General features: G+C 70.2%; 25 protein-coding genes. 9 read left to right on the top strand and 16 right to left on the bottom strand.

Annotation, left to right across the window (positions count from 1 at the left end; all coding sequences use genetic code 11):
• The first annotated feature begins 29 nt into the window (after positions 1-29).
• The 3 genes from ON36_RS05030 to ON36_RS34545 are packed head-to-tail and all read left to right on the top strand — an operon-like array spanning position 30 to position 1,033.
• Positions 30-338, top strand: a complete 309-nt coding sequence (locus ON36_RS05030; RefSeq protein ID WP_043648110.1) for a hypothetical protein — start codon at positions 30-32, stop codon at positions 336-338.
• Entirely contained in the window at positions 335-817 is a 483-nt protein-coding gene (locus ON36_RS05025; RefSeq protein WP_043648107.1) for a hypothetical protein, read from the top strand. The genes ON36_RS05030 and ON36_RS05025 overlap by 4 nt, the downstream gene beginning before the upstream one ends.
• Positions 818-853: 36 nt before the next feature.
• Positions 854-1,033: a hypothetical protein gene (locus ON36_RS34545; RefSeq protein ID WP_157224790.1), complete on the top strand. Its 180-nt coding sequence runs from the start codon at positions 854-856 to the stop codon at positions 1,031-1,033.
• A 1-nt stretch (position 1,034) separates the two neighbouring features.
• On the opposite strand, the gene ON36_RS34540 is transcribed toward ON36_RS34545, so the two are convergent.
• On the bottom strand, positions 1,035-1,184 hold the full coding sequence (locus ON36_RS34540; protein ID WP_157224789.1) for a hypothetical protein: 150 nt from the start codon (positions 1,182-1,184) through the stop codon (positions 1,035-1,037).
• 52 nt (positions 1,185-1,236) lie between these two features.
• On the opposite strand from ON36_RS34540, the gene ON36_RS05020 reads away from it, so the two are divergent.
• Positions 1,237-1,536, top strand: a complete 300-nt coding sequence (locus ON36_RS05020) for a hypothetical protein (RefSeq protein WP_157224788.1) — start codon at positions 1,237-1,239, stop codon at positions 1,534-1,536.
• Between the two features lie 23 nt (positions 1,537-1,559).
• Positions 1,560-1,862 carry a hypothetical protein gene (locus ON36_RS05015; RefSeq protein ID WP_043648101.1) on the top strand — a complete coding sequence of 101 codons (303 nt, stop codon included), beginning with the start codon at positions 1,560-1,562 and terminating at the stop codon, positions 1,860-1,862.
• Here ON36_RS05015 and ON36_RS05010 read toward each other — a convergent pair.
• A complete protein-coding gene (locus tag ON36_RS05010) occupies positions 1,835-2,176 on the bottom strand; it encodes a hypothetical protein (RefSeq protein ID WP_043648099.1) in 342 nt (113 codons plus the stop codon). The two genes, ON36_RS05015 and ON36_RS05010, sit on opposite strands and share 28 nt — an antisense overlap.
• The gene (locus tag ON36_RS05005) at positions 2,173-3,414 is read right to left on the bottom strand and encodes an NsdA family TPR-like regulatory protein (RefSeq protein ID WP_043648097.1); all 1,242 of its coding nucleotides are present in this window, start codon (positions 3,412-3,414) and stop codon (positions 2,173-2,175) included. Before ON36_RS05005 ends, ON36_RS05010 begins: the two co-directional genes overlap by 4 nt.
• A gap of 126 nt (positions 3,415-3,540) precedes the next feature.
• Between ON36_RS05005 and ON36_RS05000 the strand changes: the two genes are divergently transcribed.
• The 4 genes from ON36_RS05000 (at position 3,541) to ON36_RS04985 (ending at position 4,988) form a co-directional block, all read left to right on the top strand.
• Positions 3,541-3,801, top strand: coding sequence for a winged helix-turn-helix domain-containing protein (locus ON36_RS05000; protein WP_043648095.1), 261 nt, complete (start codon positions 3,541-3,543; stop codon positions 3,799-3,801).
• Positions 3,798-4,112 (top strand): hypothetical protein, encoded by a 315-nt coding sequence (locus tag ON36_RS04995; protein ID WP_043648093.1) that lies wholly within the window; start codon positions 3,798-3,800, stop codon positions 4,110-4,112. The genes ON36_RS05000 and ON36_RS04995 overlap by 4 nt, the downstream gene beginning before the upstream one ends.
• A 92-nt stretch (positions 4,113-4,204) precedes the next feature.
• A complete protein-coding gene (locus tag ON36_RS04990; RefSeq protein ID WP_043648091.1) occupies positions 4,205-4,390 on the top strand; it encodes a hypothetical protein in 186 nt (61 codons plus the stop codon).
• 100 nt (positions 4,391-4,490) lie between these two features.
• Entirely contained in the window at positions 4,491-4,988 is a 498-nt protein-coding gene (locus ON36_RS04985) for a hypothetical protein (protein ID WP_043648086.1), read from the top strand.
• Here the strand turns inward: ON36_RS04985 and ON36_RS04980 are convergent.
• The 13 genes from ON36_RS04980 to ON36_RS36020 all read right to left on the bottom strand — a co-directional run bounded on the left by ON36_RS04980 (position 4,985) and on the right by ON36_RS36020 (position 18,464).
• On the bottom strand, positions 4,985-6,274 hold the full coding sequence (locus ON36_RS04980) for a hypothetical protein (RefSeq protein ID WP_043648084.1): 1,290 nt from the start codon (positions 6,272-6,274) through the stop codon (positions 4,985-4,987). The genes ON36_RS04985 and ON36_RS04980 overlap by 4 nt on opposite strands.
• Positions 6,274-6,630, bottom strand: coding sequence for a phage tail fiber protein (locus ON36_RS04975; RefSeq protein ID WP_043648081.1), 357 nt, complete (start codon positions 6,628-6,630; stop codon positions 6,274-6,276). The genes ON36_RS04980 and ON36_RS04975 overlap by 1 nt, the downstream gene beginning before the upstream one ends.
• 66 nt (positions 6,631-6,696) lie before the next feature.
• Complete coding sequence (locus ON36_RS04970; protein ID WP_043648078.1) at positions 6,697-7,020, bottom strand: LtfC-like domain-containing protein; 324 nt, start codon at positions 7,018-7,020, stop codon at positions 6,697-6,699.
• Positions 7,017-7,379, bottom strand: coding sequence for a hypothetical protein (locus ON36_RS04965; protein WP_043648075.1), 363 nt, complete (start codon positions 7,377-7,379; stop codon positions 7,017-7,019). The genes ON36_RS04970 and ON36_RS04965 overlap by 4 nt, the downstream gene beginning before the upstream one ends.
• A complete protein-coding gene (locus ON36_RS34120; RefSeq protein ID WP_052313670.1) occupies positions 7,380-7,985 on the bottom strand; it encodes a glycine-rich domain-containing protein in 606 nt (201 codons plus the stop codon).
• Positions 7,985-9,133, bottom strand: coding sequence for a hypothetical protein (locus tag ON36_RS36540; protein WP_052313669.1), 1,149 nt, complete (start codon positions 9,131-9,133; stop codon positions 7,985-7,987). The genes ON36_RS34120 and ON36_RS36540 overlap by 1 nt, the downstream gene beginning before the upstream one ends.
• On the bottom strand, positions 9,130-9,402 hold the full coding sequence (locus ON36_RS04950) for a hypothetical protein (protein WP_043648072.1): 273 nt from the start codon (positions 9,400-9,402) through the stop codon (positions 9,130-9,132). The genes ON36_RS36540 and ON36_RS04950 overlap by 4 nt, the downstream gene beginning before the upstream one ends.
• Positions 9,399-9,614: a hypothetical protein gene (locus tag ON36_RS04945; RefSeq protein WP_052313668.1), complete on the bottom strand. Its 216-nt coding sequence runs from the start codon at positions 9,612-9,614 to the stop codon at positions 9,399-9,401. The genes ON36_RS04950 and ON36_RS04945 overlap by 4 nt, the downstream gene beginning before the upstream one ends.
• Positions 9,614-10,945, bottom strand: coding sequence for a C39 family peptidase (locus ON36_RS36025; protein WP_052313667.1), 1,332 nt, complete (start codon positions 10,943-10,945; stop codon positions 9,614-9,616). The genes ON36_RS04945 and ON36_RS36025 overlap by 1 nt, the downstream gene beginning before the upstream one ends.
• Positions 10,938-11,411, bottom strand: coding sequence for a phage gene 29 protein family protein (locus ON36_RS04935; RefSeq protein ID WP_157224787.1), 474 nt, complete (start codon positions 11,409-11,411; stop codon positions 10,938-10,940). Before ON36_RS04935 ends, ON36_RS36025 begins: the two co-directional genes overlap by 8 nt.
• An 11-nt stretch (positions 11,412-11,422) precedes the next feature.
• Positions 11,423-13,135, bottom strand: a complete 1,713-nt coding sequence (locus ON36_RS04930; RefSeq protein WP_052313666.1) for a Gp37-like protein — start codon at positions 13,133-13,135, stop codon at positions 11,423-11,425.
• On the bottom strand, positions 13,132-14,046 hold the full coding sequence (locus ON36_RS04925) for a hypothetical protein (RefSeq protein ID WP_043648067.1): 915 nt from the start codon (positions 14,044-14,046) through the stop codon (positions 13,132-13,134). Before ON36_RS04925 ends, ON36_RS04930 begins: the two co-directional genes overlap by 4 nt.
• Entirely contained in the window at positions 14,046-18,464 is a 4,419-nt protein-coding gene (locus ON36_RS36020) for a lytic transglycosylase domain-containing protein (RefSeq protein WP_052313665.1), read from the bottom strand. The genes ON36_RS04925 and ON36_RS36020 overlap by 1 nt, the downstream gene beginning before the upstream one ends.
• Positions 18,465-18,853: the final 389 nt, after the last annotated feature.

Below are 18,853 nucleotides of genomic sequence, written 5' to 3'. Positions count from 1 at the left end.
GGCGTCCCTCTGACCAGGAGTTCACCCCAATGGCTGCCACTCTCGTTCCCGAACCCACCATCACCGCCACCCGCTACGAGGTCACCTGCCTGCCGACCACCCATCCGGCCTACGCCCGGGCCCGGGTCACGGTCGAGCAGCGCGGCGTGGACAGCTGGGCGGTGATGATCAGCGGCATGGCCCACGACGCGCACGGTGAGCCGTCGCCCGACCTGCGCCCGTCCGAGATCACCGACGAGTGGCGGGCACGGTGGCGCATGGACCTCGACACCGCCACCGCCACCGCCCAGCGCCTCGCCCGGGTCGCGGCCGCCATCCTGACGAATGATGCGCGATGAGCTCCCGCTCCGACCAGATGCACCGCCTCGCCTACACCCTGGACCGCCGGTACAACGTGCGCGTCACAGCCACGTACGACCGACCCGACGGCTGGCGCCTCGAGTGGGTCGACGGCCCGCTCGAGGATGAGGTGCGTGCCGCGATCACCCGGCTCGCTCCGCACCTGGATGCCATCACGACGCTGCGACTCCATCGCGGGTACACCGACCTCAGCGAGGCCGTGTCGCTGCTGCTCTGGATCGACGAGGATCCGGCCCGGCTCTACGACGAGATCCGCTCCTGGCACCTCCAGGAGGCGCGCGGCGAGTGCCGGTATCCGATGTCGGCGCCGGACCGGTGGCTGGCTCGCGGCCGAGCACTGCTGAAGGTCGGCCCTCTGGCGACGGCCGGGGTGGATGCGCTGCGACGGTGGGACGGCTGGACCGACGCGGTCTGGTTTCTCGACCAGCTGGCCGCGCGGCAGCCGATCAGCGCCTGACCGGGCCGCCGCGCGGCCACCCGATACGCTCAGCGGGTGAGCTTCGAGGTCGGTGACAAGGTTCGACTAGGCGAGTCGTTGGAAGTGGTGTACGAAATCGTCGAGTTCGACGAGGCGGACCCCGGGGTCGTGAAGGTCATCCGCGCGGAGGGCAAGGATCACCCCGGGGTCTACGCCCACTGGTGGCGCACCGACATGCTGCGGCCCGCCGACTGACTCACTCGACCGGCCAGGGATACCGCGGCGGGATGACGGCGGTCCGTAGCTCGGCCAGCAGCAGACGCACCCGGACCTGCCCCAGCTGCACCTTCCAGTCGTCCGGGTCGAGCCCGACTTCCTGCATGGCCTGACGCTCGATGTCGTCCATGCATCAGTTGGACGCGCGCCGGGGCGGGGCGGTTCCGCACTACCCTGGCGAGGTGCCCGAGGACGACGACCCGATCCCGGCCGAGCAGGCCGCGGTCATGGCGGTGGTGATCGACCACATCGAGCCGGACCGGCCGCTCACCGCGGAGCAGCTGCACGCGCTGCTCGTCGCCGAGGTGGCCGAGCCGCCGAGCCTGGCCGACGTCCGGGACGCGCTGGCGATTCTGGCCATGCCGCACGTCGGCTACCGGCCGGGCGAGCCTTCGGCCGTCGTGCTGGAGCGGATGCGGGACATGCTTGACGAGGCGGAGTCCGGGCCGCCGCCGATCGACCTCGGCGACTTCCGGTACTGATTCCGCAGCGATACGATCCGCTCATGTGTTCGAATCCGATCGTGTGGCGCCTCGGCTCCACGACCGGCCTCGACCCCAGCCAGCTGTACCGGGTCCGCGGCGGATGGGCCAGCCCCTCCCCCGCCGCCTGCCCGGCCGGCCACTCCCTCGGCCCGAACCGGGTCATCGTCGGCTCGGTCATGTGCCCCGACGTGCCCGGCACCGGCTGCCACCGCTCCTACCGATGCCGCACCTGCGACGCGGTCATCCTGTGGCCGCCTGAGACCGCGAGCTGCGTGCACCGGCCATTCGACGGCCGCTACGCCTCCGGTGAGCCGAACACGTGATCCATCATCCGCGGCGTCCCGTACTGGGCGGTGCGCAGGATATGCGCAGCCTGCTTCGGCCCCAGCCCCAGCCGGTCGATCAGGTCGGCCGGGACCGAGTCGGCATCCTTGCCGATCAGGTCGATCAGCAGCCTGGCCCGCGCCTGATTGGCTGCGTGAATCGCCTCGATGGCGTCGTTGTAGCGGTCACTGCGGGAGGGATGGCGGCCGTCCGAGCCGATGTCATAGGTCTCGCCGGTGGCCAGCAGCGCCATGCGGGCGTCCTCGACGGCTTGGACGACGGCCCGGATTCGCTGCTCCTCGGTCTCGCTCACGCCCTCACGATAGACCGGGCGGCCAGCTGCTCGTCGAGGTCCCGGACCGCGCTCGACTTCTCCCACGGCGCGAGGTCGGCGCGACCGTCCCGGATCGCCGCAGCCAGGCGCGGCGAGCGGTTCTGCTCGGTCAACCGGGCGGCGTGGCCGACAGCCGCGGCCGCCTCCTCGATCTCGCCGAGTGCGATCAGCCCGCGCTCGAGCTCCAGCAGCGTGACCGCCCGGTCACGGGTGTAGGCCACCGGCAGCGCGGCGATCGCCCGGCGCGAGGCGGTCACCGCGTCGCCAGCGTCGCCGATGAGCGTGAGGCAGCCGCCGACGTAGCTGTCGTAGAAGGCGGGCCCGACGTAGTAGGCGCGGCTCGCGGCCGGGGTCGACGGCGTGCAGCCCTCGATCGCCTGGCCGGCCAGGTCCAGCGCGTCGCGGCAGGCGCGCTGTTGGCCCGCGATCGCCGCGGCCTCGGCCATGCGCAGGTGCACGTACGCGGCGAGCTGGCGGTCGTCGGTGTCGGTGATCCAGGAGGTTGCGGCGGCCGCGTGGTCGACGGCGATCCGCGGCTTGCGCTCCCAGATCGCGAGCTGGCTGAGACCGGCCAGCATGTAGGCGGCGAGGTCGTTGTCCTCTGCCTCGTGCGCCAGGTCGCGGGCGAGGTGGTAGAGCCGCGCGGCCGTTGAGTACTCCCCTGCGTCCCAGGCCAACGCGCCTGCGAATCCGAGCCACTCGGCGTGCAGCGACTGCACGGGCTGGCGCAGCTCGGGGCCGCACTCGCGCAGCATCGCCTCAGTCACCTGCTGCTGTGCGACGACGAGCCCCTGAGCCGCGGGCGATCCGTGCATGTCGTCGAGCTGCATCGCGGCGTGCAGAGTCGAGCGGACCAGGTCGACGGCCGTGCGGTCGGGGCGTCCTGCGCCGGACGCCAGCCAGGCAGCGCGGTCGGCGTCGAGGCCGACGGCCAGGAGTCCGGCGGCGACGGGCGCGGATCGCAGCAGGTGGCGGCGCTTCACGGGATCTCCTTCGGGCAGCAGGGCTATCCATCGCTCCCGCTCAGCGTCGGTGAGCCGACTCAGCAGGATGTCCAGATCGGCGGCGTAGTCCGCGCGGATGCGGCCGCCGGCCTCCCACCGCTTCACGGTGCGCACGTGCACCTCCATCGCAGTCGCGAAGGCCAGCTGGCCGATGCGCAGTGCCTCGCGCAGAGCCTTGGTGCGCGCGCCGGTCCATTCACCAACCGTAGACATCGTCGCCCCTGTCGAGTAGCCCGAGAAGTGAAGTGTCACCTAGGTGTCCCCTGCGTGCCACCACCTGTCACAGCGGAGTCCGGAAGGGTCAGTTGTAGATCCAACCGACCCTAGCGAGGTGACTCGATGACCGCCCTCGAAAACGTAGATAGCTCGGGTGATTTGACCCGCTGCCAGAGCTGGATACTCACCGCCCTGGTGCGTCACGGCGACGGCGGCCGGATGACAGCGGACGATCTGGCCGGGCGGCTGGGCCACAGCGTGCCGCACACCGCGCGCTACCTGCAGCAGCTGTGCGCGATGGGCCTCGTGCGAGAGCACACCGACGACGGCGGCGCAGCTTGGGGGCCGTCGTCCGACGGGCTCACGTTAGGCACCGTCGCATGAAGGCCCCGGCGATCGGCTACCTGCGCCGCGACGTCTCGGGGCACGCACAGGCCTGGCACGAGACCCAGATCCGCTCGCTCGCCGCGAGATACGGCTACGACATCCGCAAGGTCGTCGCCCTCACCGGCGAGACGCGGCGGCCCATCGAGCAGGTGATCGACGTGGTGCGCGGCGCCGCGATCGAGGCGGTGTTCGTGCCGAGCGCGGACCACTTCGCCGACGGCGAGATCCCCGAAGAACTCATCCGCGCCGCGGATGTGATCACCGTCGCAGACGAGGCGACCTACGCGCGGCGGCTTCTCGATATCTGACCCGACTCCGGAGGATGGCATGGACGTTTTCCTGGCCGTAGTCGCGATCGGCATAAGCGTGGGCGCCGCCTACATGCTCTGGCGCACCCTGCGTGGATGACCTGCTCTATTCCTGCGACGAGCGAGAGGAGGTGAACGTGGAGGAGCTCATGCTCCCCGGCCCGGACAGCAACACCGGTCAGCGCCGGGAGGGGGTCGACGGCCGTCAGGCGTCGCTCGACTGGCAGGGCCTGGCCGGTGTGCAGCGTGCGAGCCGCGGCGCGGCCGAGGAGGACTGACCCCGGACATGCGAAAAGCGCCCCACCGTCTCCGATCCGGTGGGGCGCTTTCGTGTCATTTGCGAAGCGACAGGCGAAGCGGCGTGCGAGACTCCCCGACGTGACGACCGGGGATCCCACCACTGCACGCAAAGTCCGCTTTATCTGGATCCTGTGCGGTGCTATCGCGCTGGCTCTCGTCGCTGCCGCGGCGATCGTTGCGATCACCCTCACCCGCCCGACAGCATCGAAGTCGTCGGCCGAGGTGACTGGTGAGCTGATTACCACGCACGTCGGTCCGGCAGGGGACTCGTGTGCCGTGTCTGTCGACGGCCGACTGCTGACTACCGGTTCCCGCGTCGAACTGTGGACCGTGGTCGGAGCCGGGGATCTGGGCGTGGTTGCGTCGAGTTCAAAGCTCAGCTCTGGCGTCTACCGAAAGGGTGACCTTGGGCCTGCGCTCTGCACCTTCTCGTTTCGGCTGCCAGCGCCGTCAGCCGACGCTCTCGTGTACCGGTTGGTGATCACCGCAGGAACCCCGCCGGACGTGGCCACCTCCGCCTGGACGTATGCCGCCAGCGACATCTCTTCGGGCAGGACCCTCTCGCCGAAGATCTAGACGATGTCGGCGGCGGCCCAGGAGTCGATGGCGTAGCCGCGGGACAGCTGGCCGATGCCGTTGGTCTGACCGACGGTGAGGTGCCCCACGGACCGGGTCGTCGAGCCGATGGCGATCAGGTTGCCGCTGTCGGTCCAGGTGCAGGCCGCGGTCCCGCTGCCGTTGATGTACGCGGTGTACACGTTCCCGACGGCGGTCATCCTCCCGCTCGTCGGCGTGCCGATGCTGCTGTTCACCGCGCGCTGTGTCCGCACGCCGGCGATGAAGCTGAGGATCTGGACCGTGCCGGAGATGATGGCGATCTCGACGCGGTCGCCGCCGGTGGTGCTGCGCAGGAAGGCCCCGCCCGACAGCGCGGTCGAGCCGTTCGCTGTGGCCGTGGTGAGGACGACCGATACTTCCTGCGAATCGGTGGCGAGCACGGTGTTGTGCCGGGCCGCGTAGACGACGGTCAGGTTCGTGCCGCCGGGGTTCCCGGCCTGGCTCCGGTTGGTCGCAATCGTCGGCGCGGTGCTCGCCGCGGTCCAGTTGGACCCGAGCGCGCCGTCCGCGCGGTTGAAGTCGTCGGCCAAGCTCACGCCGACCTTCGTCGCCGTCGCAGCGAGCGTTCCGGAGCCGGTGAAATCCGCCGTCACAGAGAAGGTCTGCTGAGCAACAGCCAGCGCGCCGCTGCCGGTGAACGCGGCGGTGACCGCGTACCGGTAGCTGGTCGTGGCCGACAGCACGCCCGCGCCGGTGAAGGCCGCGGCCACGGGGATACCGCCGAGGGCGACCGCCGACAGAGTGCCCGCGCCGGTAAAGGCTGCGGCCACGGCGACGCCGACCGCGCCGACCGCCAGGCCGCTGCCGGTGTACGGCGCGGTGGTGGTACCGACGGGCAGCACCCCGGCCGTGAGCGCGCCGCTGCCGGTGAAGCCCGCGCCGAGCTGGCGGCCCGGGCGGGCGATCGCCGACAGCACGCCCGCGCCGGTGAAGCGTGCGGGCAGCGAGGCCGACAGATCGACGGTGCCCGCGCCGGTGAAGACGGCGAGTACGGAGACCTTCACCGACACCGCTGCGGCCAGCTCGCCGCGGCCGGTGAAGGTCGGGTGCAGGCCCGGCTTCGCAATGAGTGCAGCGGCGGCCAGGCCGACGCCGGTGAAGTTGGCGACGACTCCGTCCGGGATGACCACTCCCGCAGGCACGCCGGGGATCACCTCGACGGTGGGCCCGGGCGCGTCAGCGCGCCAGCGGCTGACCGGCTGGTCGGCGTAGTCCGTGCTCGGCTGCGGGAGGTCGGCGCGCATCAGCTCTGGGTGTAGCTCGGGGTGACGAGGATCTGGCCCTGGCTGCCCAGTGTGGTGCTGGTGATGGCGACCTTGTCGATGAAGTTGCCGCCGCTCACCGCGTCCCACAGGCCAGCGTAGGTGTAGGTGCCAGCGGGCACGTCGATCACCACCTGCGAGCCGGTGAGCGCGCCGCCGCTGCCGCTCGTCCAGGTCGACTGCTTGCGGGCGTAGGCTGGTGTGCCGCCGGATGCCTCGGCCGTGCCGGTTGAGCCGGGGTCGCCGGTGTGCAGGGACACCCAGACGGTACCTGCGCCGCCTCGGGTCTTGTAGGCGTCGGCGAGTGCCTGCCGAGTCACGGGTACTGCGATGGCCATGGGGACCTCCTGATACGACGAAGCCCCCGGCCGGAAGGCTCGGGGGCTGAGGGGGGACGGGGTGGGCTACTTGCGGATCACGGCGCCGGTGGCCCAGAGGTAGGGCAGCGCGGGCGCGGTGGGGTAGGTCAGGTACAGCCGGTAGCGGGAGTGCTCGGGGATCGCGCCGGTCGAGGAGGGCTCGATCGCCCACTCGATCAGCGAGGTGGTGACCGTGGTCGCGTCCCAGGTGTCGAGCAGCGTGGCCCAGGTGGAGTCCCACAGCTCGATGCGCGCCTCGATCCCGGCCGGGAACGGAGTTGTCCGCGGCTGGATCTGGTGCACGAAGGCGGCCGCGGTCGACAGGACGATCGGCCGCTGGATCGGGTCGTGCCCGAAGGTGTCGCTCACGCCGCGTCGTCCTCGGGCTGCGGCTCCGGCTCGGGCTCGGGCTCGACGATCTGGTAGCCGCCGAGCATGCCGAGCGCCCACTGGTGTGCACCAGACACGTACTCCGGCTGACCGGCGTAATCGTCCTGGAGCACGAAGCTGCCCGCCCGGCGGATGATGCTCCCACCGACGGCCGCCCCGCGCTCGGTGCTCCAGATCGCGACGACCTCGGCGGCCTGCCAGCGGGTGGCATCGTCGATCCAGATAGTGACGTGGTCGTACTCGACACCGGCCGACAGCCGCGGCGGGTCCAGCCGGTACACGGTCGCCGGGCCTGCGTGCCCGGCCACGTTCTCCAGCACCTTGGTGGCGGTAGCCATTCAGTCCTCCTCTGCGTAGTACTCGATGACGGTCACGACCCCGTCGGCGCCGACTGCACCGGCACCGCCTCCGCCGCAGGGGTAGCCGCCGGCGCTGGCGCTGTTGCCGCCGCCGCCGGACTGGCACCACTCCCACCAGATCGGGTGGTCTGTGTTGCCGGGGACGCGGCCGGAGCCGCCGCCGGTCGATCCGGATCCACCGCCGCCGCCACCTGCTGCGAGCAGGCGTACGACTCCAGCGGTCACCGTCTCCCCTGGCTGGCCGCTCGTACCACCGTTGCCGCCGCGGGCGAAGGTGAGTCCTCCTGCGCCGCCGCTGGTGCCGCCGGATCCGCCCGGCGCGGTGAGCAGGCTGCCGAAGGCACTTCTGCCGCCGTTGCCGCCGGAGGATCCGCCAGCGCCGACGGTGACGGCTACCGTGTCCGGCAGCTCGAGTGGTGAGATCCGCCTGGCGGTGTTGATGGCGAGCGCTCCCCCGCCGCCGCCGGTGCTGGCCGATCCGCCGCCGCCCGCGCCGCGGACGATCACGTCCAGGGCGCGCAGCCCGACAGGTTTCGTCCAGGTGGCGGACGTGGTGTAGACGCGCATCACCGCGACGACCTGCATCAGGCCATCCGCTCGATGACGTAGACAACCCCGTTGGCCCCGTTGCCGCCGAAGGTTGCGCCGCCGGTGTCGCAGGCCGACCCTCCGCCGCCCCCGGCGGGGAAGCCGCCGTTGCCGCCGCCGGCCGAGCCTGATGCACCGCCGCCACCGCCACCACCGCCGGTGGCCACGATGGTCGACGGCGATTCGCCTGCGGCGCCAGGCGTTGCGGGAGCGCCGCCGGGCGAGATGCCGCCGCCGCCGCCGGGTGAACCGCCGCCACGGCCCTGTGCGCCGCCGCGGCCGCCGCCACCACCGCCACCGTGCAGGTCGTAGGCGCTGGTCGAGTGCCCCGCGCCGACTCCGGCGCCAGCCGGGCCGAGGCCGCGGTCACCAGCACCGCCGGGGATCATCCCCACGCCACCGGGGGCGACCGGGCCCGAGTTGCCCCAGGCGCCGCCGTTGCCTCCACCGCCGAGCAGCCACGATTGCGCGATGCTGCCGACCTCGGGCCCGAACCGGGTGTGACCGCCGCCGGTTCCGACACCGGAGTCCGACGTCGCGCCGGCCCCGCCCGCGCCGACGATGATCTGGATTCCCTTGTAGGTCCCGTCGATGTTCGTCGGCAGCAGCGAGGCCGGCACGTTCACGTGGGTCTCGCCACCGCCACCGCCGCCACCGCCGGAGCGCGTGCCGTCGATCAGAGCGTCATAGCTTCCGCTCGACCCGCCGCCGCCAGCGCCGATCAGGATCACGTCGACAGAGACGATGCCTTCGCTCGGGACGTAGGTGTTGTTCGACGTGAACTTGATCGCCACGCCCTGCAGGATCAGCGCCTCGACGGCCTGCTCCAGCTCGGTGATGGACTGGGTGTGGTCGTTGATCGTCGGCATGCCGGCGATGTAGGCGTCATCGACGGTGCCGAAGATCGCGTCCAGCACGGAGGCGAAGCCGCCGAGGATCGCGCCGACAACCCCGGCGACCAGCGACAGCACGAGGTTGATCAGCATCCCACCGAGGCCGCCCCACGAGCTGCCCTGCAGCGCCTCGTTGGCGATCTGGTCGGTGACCGCGCCCTGGCTGAGCTGGTTCATCCGCGGGATGCCGCCACCGGCCGAGACGCCCCAGTTGCCGGGGTTCGTGCCGCCCGCGCCGACCGGGAAGGTCACAGCTCATCCTTGAGGAGGTCGGGCAGAGGCGGCTGTTCCGGGGGCTCGACGCCGCGCTGGTGGGCGATGTCGCGCTGATCGCTCCACCGCCACAACTTGCGGATGTATCGCATTGCTGCGCGGCCTAGCTCCTCGGCGGCCGACAGTTCCTCTTCGAGCTTCTCGATGCGGCCCTGCAGCTCGGCGACCTTCTTGCCCTGGAAGGCGGTCCAGGCAGCGAGTATCGCAGCGATGATGCCACCGAAGGCAGTGATTTGCTCTGGGCTCACTGGCCGCTCCGTAGACCGACCTGGTCAGAGACCGGGGTAACCGCGCGGCGGATGAGGAAGCCGGCGATGACCGGCGCGGCGAGCCCGTAGAGGGTAACCAGCGGCTCGATCCAGCTGACGTCGATGTTCTTGCCGAGGATGAAGGCGACGACGCCGGACAAGGCGACCAGCGTGGAGCGGACCAGCGCAGGCTCGGGGACGCGGGAGTTCATCAGGCACCGACCTTCCGGATCAGCTTGGCGAGGCCGGCCCGCAGGGTCAGGCGCTGACCCTTGGCGTTTCGGCCCAGGTCTCCGTCTTCGCCCCAGTCGTCGACGCCGGGGCCGAGCTGGTCGCGGATGTAGCGCACGCCGTCGAGCAGTTCTCGCTGCTCCTCGGGGGTGAGTGCGGCCATGGTGGAGTCCTCCTCGGGTAGCAGCGCCGCGCCGAGTGCGCGGGCGTGGTTCCATCGGTCGACGCGGTCGTCGAGGTTGGTGAGCCCACCGTTCACGGCGCGGGTGGCACCCTCGATGTCAGCGGCGTCGGCGAAGCGGTTCATCTGGCGCGCGACGGTCCAGTACCAGGTCACGCCGGCGAAGGCGTAGCGGTCGGTGCCGAGCTCGGCCGGGTTGTCGACGAAGTAGGTAGCCGTCGGTACGAGGCCCTGCGCGAAAGCCCAGGCGGACACCGCGGCGTAGTTGTGGCGTCCGGTGATCTGGATCGGACCGCGGCCCTTGAAGCGGCGGCCGTCGCCGGGCTGGGTGTTGCCGAGGTCGGCGCGGCCCTCGTAGGCCGAGCCGTCAGCCAGCTCCTCCATGTACCGCAGGCCAGCGGACTCGTGGCCGACCTGCGCCATCCACATCGCGGCGCGGTCGACGGTGGTGCAGCCCGCAGCACGCAGGGCCTCGGTGACGGCGGGCAGCAGCTCGCGGTACCGCTCGAGGGGCAGCGCCGCGCCCATCGCATCCGACAGCACCTCGGCAGTGAGGCCCGGCGGCGGGGGCGGCGGCGGACCGACCGGCGCGGCTGCGTACCCCTTCGGCGGGATGAGCGTGGCGAGCTGGGCGAAGCTGAGCCAGTAGCCGAACGGGCGGAAGCCGCTGTCGGCGATCCACACCGAGCGCGCGCCGTCCTCGTCGCTGTAGCCCATCACCGCGATGTAGTGGTAGACCGTGCCGCCGGAGTACGACGGCGAGACCGAACCGCGGACGCCGCGCGGGTAGTTGTCCACCGGCGCGACGATGTTGGCCACCACGCCGAAGCCCGCTTCGATGCTGGCCACGATGTCGCGCCACAGCCGCTCGACCTGCTCGGGCGCGGCCGGGTCGACCTCCAGGTAGCGGGAGACGTAGACGTCCTGGCCGAGGTGCGCGTTCAGTACCGGCTCGATGAGCCCGACGTAGTCGGTCCCGTTCCAGGTGGTCCCGATCTCGCGCGCGAGCTGGGACTCTTCGACGAAGATCCCCCGCGACTGCAGGATGGTCTGCGCCGACGCCGGGCCGCAGTACCAGCCCGTCTCCTGCGTGACCCAGCGGCGGTCGTAGGGCAGAACCTTCTCAGCCATTCTGGCCACCTCCGTGCTGCTGCTGGATGCGGGAGAGCACGTCGCCGATGGCGACGGCCTGAGCTGCCATCGCGTCGCGCTTCTCCGGGTCGGTCATGTCGGCGATGCGCTGCGCGAGACCGGGATCCATGCGCTGCAGCGCGGCCTCCATGTCGGCGACGCGGCCGGCGCGCGCGGCCTCGTGTTTGTCGTATTCCTCGCGGCTGACCCACTGCACCGGTGAGAGCCAGCCCATCGGGTTCGGCTTGTCGTCGACCACGGGGAAGAGAACCTGGCGGGACGGGTCGTAGACCAGCCCGAGTTTCGTCAGGAACTCCGACCAGGCGGGGACGACCTTGGGCGGGATGCCGACCGGCTGGCCGCCGGGCTGATGGGAGGGCATCGAGCCGAGTGCCCAGGCCAGCGCCTGCTGAGGGTCGCTCATGTCCAGGTGCTCGAAGCCAGGTGGCGGGGGCGGTGTGGCCATGGGGATCTCCATCACGAGACGAGGTGCACGCCGATGTTGCTGAGCGTGGTGAGTGCCTTGGACAGCAGGCGGCTGCTGCGCTCGGCCTGGGACATGGCGGCCTTGGCCTGGCCGACGGTGACCTTGATGTCGAGCTGCTTGCCGCTGGTCCAGTCCCAGGAGGGGTCGATCTCCTCGACCTGCTCGACGAAGATCCGCTCATCGACGTAGGAGTCGACCGAACCGATCCGGTCACCGATCACGAAGTGCAGGCCGGGTAGGTGCTGAGCGCCGATGCCCATCGAGAACTGGTGGGCGGTCTCGGCTCTCGATGCGAGGAACCCGGCGCGCAGTGCGGCGATCGCGCTCAAACTCCAGGCGTTGTTCTCGGCGCCCTGCTGGTACAGCTCGTACAGGTGGACCCAGCCGAGGTTGTGGCCGCGGCCATAGTTCTCCCACTGCAGCCAGGCCAGAATGGTTCCCTGCAGGAACGGCATCGCGATATCTGCCGCGATGGATCCGAGCGCCGAGAACCCTCCGAGGAGGAAATAGCCGATCAAGGCGGCCGTGGATTCGATGGCCAGCTTGGCCAGCGAGTCCGCCATGGGATTGTCGCCGCCGACGATGACGCCCACGGCGGTCGGGGGCGAGTAGACCAGCTGCGATGACTGGATCGCCGTCCATTGCGAATCCCGCACGACCACCCACGGGAATCCCGGCTTGGTGCCGACGAACCCGGGGGTGCTGTACTCCTCGGGGTGGACCGTCGGGTCGTCCATGACCAGCACCGAGGAGTCCTCGATGAACCCGGCGGTGAACGCCTGGACAGTGCGGATGAATCCGCCGGCGACGCCGCCGCCGGTGCCGGTGCCGTCGGCGTTCCAATACCCCGACTTGTCCTGGACCTCGAGGACGAGCGCGCCGTTGGCGACTTCGGGGACGCCTGGGACATCGGAGGTTTCGCCATCGACGGTGAGGATGCGCCGGTAGGTCATGACCAGCTGCGCGTCGTCGAGCGCATCGGCGATCACCTCGTCGATGCGGTTCATGCGGGTCGCGAGGATCGTCCACAGCGAGCTGTCGTCGAGGTCGAACGGGTTGGCCTTGATGAGGACCTGCCAGTCCGACCAGTCGAATAGGTCGTCCCAGGACTCGACGGCGAATGGGTCGTCGGGCAGGGTCCACAGGTTCCCGTTCAACCGGATGAGGTTGATCAGGATCAGCATCGAGATCGCCCATTTCGCGGGCCCGAAGATCGGCAGCACCCGTGGAAACTGGAACAGGGGAATCGGCAGCAGCGGATTCGGCGGGCCGAGCATGAATTGCAGGAACTGCAGGTCGTCGATCCAGGTGGTTTCCAGGTAGCGGATTCCCGCGCTGTCGCGGATCACCTTCCAGCTCTTCAGCAGCCCGGACCAGCGGAGCTTGCCGCCCATGAAGTCCACCGTGATCACGATGTTCTTCTTCGCGGTGGCGTCGTTGGGGACCCGGACGATCCAGCGGGCCAGGTGATGATCGAGCCGCAGCTTCAGGGTGCCGCCGGTGCCGAAGCTGTTCTTGCGGAACGGGAACTGGCCGGCCATGTTGTCGGCCGCGATGCCGCGCAGCACCAGCCCGGGCGCGCCGTCGGGGCGGTTGGCCCACAGCCGGATCAGGGGCTTGGCCGCGCGCATCTCGCGGTGCTGCTCGCGGATCGCCTCACACTGCAGGCGCAGCCGGGGGATGTCAGCGAGGCCGGTGCTCACAGGCTCACCCCCAGCGGTCGGCTGAAACGTTGCGGCAGCGTGAGCTGGATCGCCGCGCCTGCGGTCGCGCCGGTGACCGAGATGGGCAGCGATACCGGCTTGGTCCGCGCCTTGATCGGGTACAGCAGCGACTTCCCGTTGGCGCGTGCCCAGGCCGGGGAGTTGTTGGCTGTGACGATGTACTCCTCGTCCGGGTCGGAGTTCACGTCGGCGTCCTCGCCGGCCAGCAGCGCGGGCAGCGGCACGTCGCGGCCGAGGTCTGCGCCGACCGGGCGCTGGTGTGCGATCTCCTGGCCCCAGGACCGGTCCGGCAGTGTCCAGGTGCCGGGGGCGGTGACGAAGTACCGCGGCCAGATGATCACATCGCCGCGGTTCTGGTAGACGAAGCTCGTGCTGCCGGAGGTGCCGGAGGGCAGCTCCCACTCCTGCACGATGTCGGGCCCGGACCAGAACGGCTGACTCGCTGCCGCGTTGATCAGCAGCGTGGACTCTGCGTAGAGGTGAGGGTCCTTGCCCTCGTGACCGCCGTTCTCGTAGGCCACCGGCTCCGACAGCAGGCGCATGTTGAGAGTGCGCACATCGGAGCCGATCTCGACGACGATCTGGAACTCCTCGTCATACATCCCGAGGGCCAGCCGGAATCGGCTGTCGATGTCGCGCCAGGTGTCGGGGTTGCCTCTGCCGGTGGGGTCGAAGATGTTCACGACGAACACTGGGTCGCGGCGCTCGAACTGGTGGCCCTGGTAGTGCATCCGCGCACCGCCCTGGACCCAGAACGTCTTGGCGGGGGCGTCGATGAGCTTCTTCGGACCGGGGCGCAGCTCGGCCCCCTGGTCACCCTGGCCCGGGCCGGACAGATCCCACCGGGATCCGTCTGAGCCCTTCATCCAGATGTGCATCTGCGAAGGCATCAGAACGCCGCCAGCGCGCCGACCGACTGGATGTCGGTGAATCGGTTCATCTCTCGGACCAGCCCTTCGTTGTCCATGACGTGCATGTCGCCGTGAAAATTGATCGAGTGGTCGCGGGTGGTCGACGAGGTCGACGTCGAAGACGAGGAGGACGCGCCGAAGCCCGCAGGCAGGGTCGGCACCTGGCCGGCGTTGATCGCCTCGAGCAGGCCGCCGTGCTGCGCGGCCGCCGCGGCGTTGACGACGAACTCCTTGTCGCTGAGCCACGGCGCGAAGATGCTGTCGCTCGTGGTCGACCCCGGCCCGCTGACCCAGCCGCCGGTCGCGTAGCCGGTGCCCTTGCCCCACACGCCGACGGGACTGCCGTAGCGGGCCTGCGTGTAGAGCAGGGCGGCGCCGATGTTGGCCGAGGGGTCCCAGATGTTGTTGGCGTACAGGCTCGATCGGTAGCGCGCGAAGGTCGGGTCGATGACCTGCATGAGCCCCTTGCTCGGCGTGCCCGCTGCGGCGTTCGAGTCGCTGTTGTTGATGGCCCACTGGTTGCCGCCGGACTCGGTGGCCATCTGCTTCAGGCCGAGCTCCAGCCAGCTCGAGGGCATCGCCAGCGCCGAGAGCACCGAGGCGAATGTGCTGCGCCAGCGCTCCACGCCGGTCGTCGAGCCGCCGGTGGTGGACTCACCGGTGGTGCTCTTGCTCGACGTCCCGGTCCCGGTGCCGGTGGTGGTCTCCTTCGGGGTGTAGGAGTAGCCGCCGCCGGTGGTGCTCGACGAAGTGCCGGTCGAGGAGGATCCGGACGACGACGAGCCGGTGCCGTTGTAGTACGAGTAGACGGTGTTGGCGGCCTTGTTGTACGTGTTCGTGCTGGACAGCACGCTGTTCTCCAGGCCGAAGAAGCTGAGGATCCCGGTCGCGATGATCTCGCCCGCCGCCTTGCCGATCCCCTGCGCGGAGTAGCTCTCCGGCAGCGAACTCGACGACCCCGACTTCGAGGTCTTCGTCGATTCGAGGCTGTTCTGCGCCTTCTGGTAGTCACGGTCAGCGCGCGCCTTGTCGGCGTCGGTAGAAGCCGGGTCGTTGTAGACCTGGTTGCGCTTGGCGTTGGCCTGGTCGACGGCGTCCTCGGCGTCGGCGATCGCCAGCTCCTCGGCCGAGACCTTGCCCGGCAGGGGTGCCTGCGGCGCGGGCGCGGTGGAGATGCCGTCCTTCTTGTTCTGCAGCTCCTGGGCCTTGAGCTGGGCCTCCTGCACCTTCAGGCGGGCCTGCTCCTTGTCGGCCTCCGACGCCTTCGGGTTGTTCTCCAGCTTGGTCAGCTTCTCCTGCGCCTGCGTGACCGCGACCTGTGCCTGCTGGAGGTCGATCTCGTTCTTGTCGGTCCACTCGACCGCGCCGCCGGTGGCCATCGGCTTGACCAGGCCGGCCTGCAGCGCGGCACGGAAGCGGTAGACGCCGGCCTGGCCGCCGAGCTTATCGACGTCGGAGGTGGTCAGCATGTGCTCGCCGGGCATGCCCAGGATCGGCACGCTGTCGCGGCCGGCCACGCCGCCGGTGATCGAGCCGCCGGAGGCGTAGTGGACGTACCCGGACTCCGGGCTGTAGGGCGCAGCGCCCTCGCGGAGCGAGGGATTGTCGATGCCCGCCTGGACGCGCTGCTCGATGGTGATGACCTTGGTGCCCGGTGCCTGCAGCGCGGCGATCGACGCCTTCGCCGCGGCGTCGTCGAGGATGATCTTCACCGTGCCGTCGGGCAGCGCCTCGACCGTGTAGCCGAGGTCCCGCAGCCGCTGGATCTCCTCCGGGCTGTTGGTCTTGACCTGCACGGTCTTCTCGTTCGGCACGTTCAGCACCTCGACGCCGAGGTCCTTGAACTTCTGCCGCCCCTCATCGGTGAGCGAGAAGGTCCCGTTCAGCGCGGCGTACAGGCGGCGCTGACCCTCCGCGGCCTGGCCGGTCCTGGTGTCGAGGCCGTTGAGCTCACCACCGAGGGTGCCTGCCGATTCGCCGACGTCGTTCAGGGCCGCCTTGAGCTCGGCCAGGTCCTGGAGGCTGCCGCCCATGCCGCCGCCGGTCCGGCTCCACGCCTGCTCGAACTTGGTGACTGCCTCCGGGATGCCCTGCACGGCCTGAGCGAGGTCGGTCTGTGACAGGCCGAGGCCGGCCGCGGTCTGCTCGAACAGGGCCGGGGCGCCGGTCGAGGTCGACTTGGGGATCTGCTCCAGGATGATCGCGGTGAGGCGCTCGTTGATCTTCGCCTTGCCCGCCTCGTCGATGCCGATGCCCGCGTTGACGTACTGGCCGGGGTCGACGCCGAGAGATTGTGCGCGCTTGAGGAACCCGCGGTCTTCGAGGTCCTTGGCGACGGTGGCGCGGGTTTCCTCGGTGACCGCGCCGGTCTGGTCGTCGAGGGTCTCGCGCAGCTGCTCGAGCTGCCGCTTCTGCTCGGACGCCGCGGCCGCGGCCTCCTGGTGCTTCTGGGCGAGCAGGCCGAGGCCGATGGCGGCGCCCGCCACGGCGATGCCGAGCATGCCGCCGCTGCCGAGCATGGCGGCCAGGCCGGAGCCGGTGCGTGACAGCGTGCTGGCCGAGGTGTTCGCGGCGGCGAAGGCGGTCTGGAAGCGGCCGGCTGCCGCGGTGGCCGACCCGAATCCGGCCTGGAGCGCGCTCAGGATCGGCGAGATGGTCCGGAAGGCGAAGTAGCTCACCAGGATCGTCTGCAGCATGCCGTTGTGGCTCGACAGCAGGCTCGCTCCGGCCTGCAGGAAAGGGAGCAGGATCGCGGACCACTGCTGCGCAGCGGAGTACAGCGATCCCATGATCGTGCCGACCGACTCGAGCACCGGCTTCCACTCCGAGAGGGACTGCTTGCCCTCTGAGAAGAAGGTGCGCAGCTCGGCCTGGCCTTCGGAGCTCTTGAGCCAGGTCGCCATCCGCTCGGTGAGCTTGTCCATCGTGAGGAGGAAGCCGTCGCCGTCGCCCTTCGTGGCGCGGAAGATCGACGCCAGGCTGGAGCCGAGATTGCCCAGCACCGACAGCAGCCGCCCGGCCGCGGTGATGCCCTCCTGCATCCAGCGCGAGAGGTCGCCGGACTGGTTGGCCTTGGCGAAGAAGATGTCCGCCTTGGCGGCCGCGGTCGCGAAGCTGGCGGCGAGCTGCGGCATCACGCTGGAGCCCGAGGTGGCCAGGGTCCGGATCGTCGAGATGATCGGCACGACAGCCCGGTTCAGCTCACCAGCGGCGGCCGAGGTGCTGCCGAAGATCCCGCGCAGCGCGCCGACGCTCTTGTCGCTGCCCGCTTCGGCGATCACGGTCTTGAAGATGCCGTTGAACTGGCCGGCAAGCTGGGTCATGCCGTCGCGTAGGACCGGCTGCTGGGTGGTCAGCAGGTCCTTCAGCGGCAGAGACAGCCCGGACAGCGTGGTGTCCTGGACGGAGTCCTTGATCTTGTCCCACGCTGGGCCGAACCCCTTGAGGGTATCGACGGTCTTCTTGCCCTCGTCCGACAGCGCGGCGTATGCCTTGGCCGCCTTCTTCGGGGAGTCCGAGAAGGCGTCCTTCATCTTGTCGAGGCCGACCGACAGCGTGAAGAAGCTGGCGCCTGCCGCGGCGAAAGCGCCAGGGATCAGCACGATGTTCTGCAACAGCGACTGGACGTCGGCGCCGATCTCGGCGATCGCGCTGGCGGCCGCGGGCAGCAGGCCGACGCCGAGCGCCGCGGCGTTCATCAGCGCAGTCAGCTGCAGGCCCGACCCGCCCGCACCCCCGCCGCTGCCCGCCGACGCGGCAGCGTTCGCGGCACGCAGCGCGGCCATCTGCGCGGCGGCGCGCGAGGTGTCGGCGTCGACGCGCATCGTGTGCGTGCGATTCAGGCGGCGCAGGGCCTCCATCTCGCGCGCGGCCGGGTTGGTCTCGGCGTCCACGCGCATGGTGAAGCGCCTGTTGAGGCGGCGCAGCGCGGCGATCTCGGCCGCGGCCGGCTGCGTGTTGGCCGAGACCCGGATCTCGACGGAGATCTTGCCGAGGCGTGTCCTGATCTTCTCCTCAGCCCTGGTCAGGCTGTCCTCGGATACGCCGACCTCGACCTCGACCTTGCCGTCGACACCGGCCAGCTCGGTCTGCAGCTCGGTCTCGAGCCCGGCCGTGTCGGGCTCGATCTCGACGCCGAGCTTCGCCTGGATCTCGCCCAGCCGGGCCTCCAGGTCGGTGGCGAACCCGGTCATGTCGGCGAAGATCTCGACACCCAGGCGGGCCTGGATCTCGCCGAGGCGCGTCTCGAGCGCGGCCGCGAACCCAGTCATGTCCGGGTTGATCTCGACGCCGTACTTGGCCTCGACCTCCGCCAAATCGGCGCGGAGCTGGCGGATGAAGCCGGAGAAGTCCGGCTTGATCCGCACGCTCGCCGAGCCTGCCGAGTAGGTCGCCATCAGTCGTCGTCACCTCCTGGAATCAGCTGCAGCTCGAGACGGGTCATGCGCCTGCGGCGCAGCTCCTCGCGACGTTCGTGGTGGGGGTACGTCGGCCGGGGCGCGGTCGGGGCTGAGCCCGTCGGGGCTTTCGCTGCGACGTAGAGCAGCTGGGTCAGCCGGTCCTCCAGCGACGCCAGCCGGGCAAGGATCGGGGTGAATCCCTCGATCGGCAGGCCGACGCCGTCGTCTCGCAGCGCGGCGAGCTCTTCGACGACGTCCGGGTCTTGGAGGACGGCCGCGTTCAGGGCCGAGCCGGGGCGACGCCGGATCCGCTCGGCGTACTCCCAGAGGTCACGCCAGTCGGCGTCGCCGCGCAGCCAGTCGTTGAGGTCCAGGCGCAGGATCTC

Source organism: Nocardia thailandica NBRC 100428 (genome assembly GCF_000308795.1).
In the GTDB taxonomy this organism is placed as follows: domain Bacteria; phylum Actinomycetota; class Actinomycetes; order Mycobacteriales; family Mycobacteriaceae; genus Nocardia; species Nocardia thailandica.
This window is presented reverse-complemented; position numbering and strand designations above follow the sequence as displayed.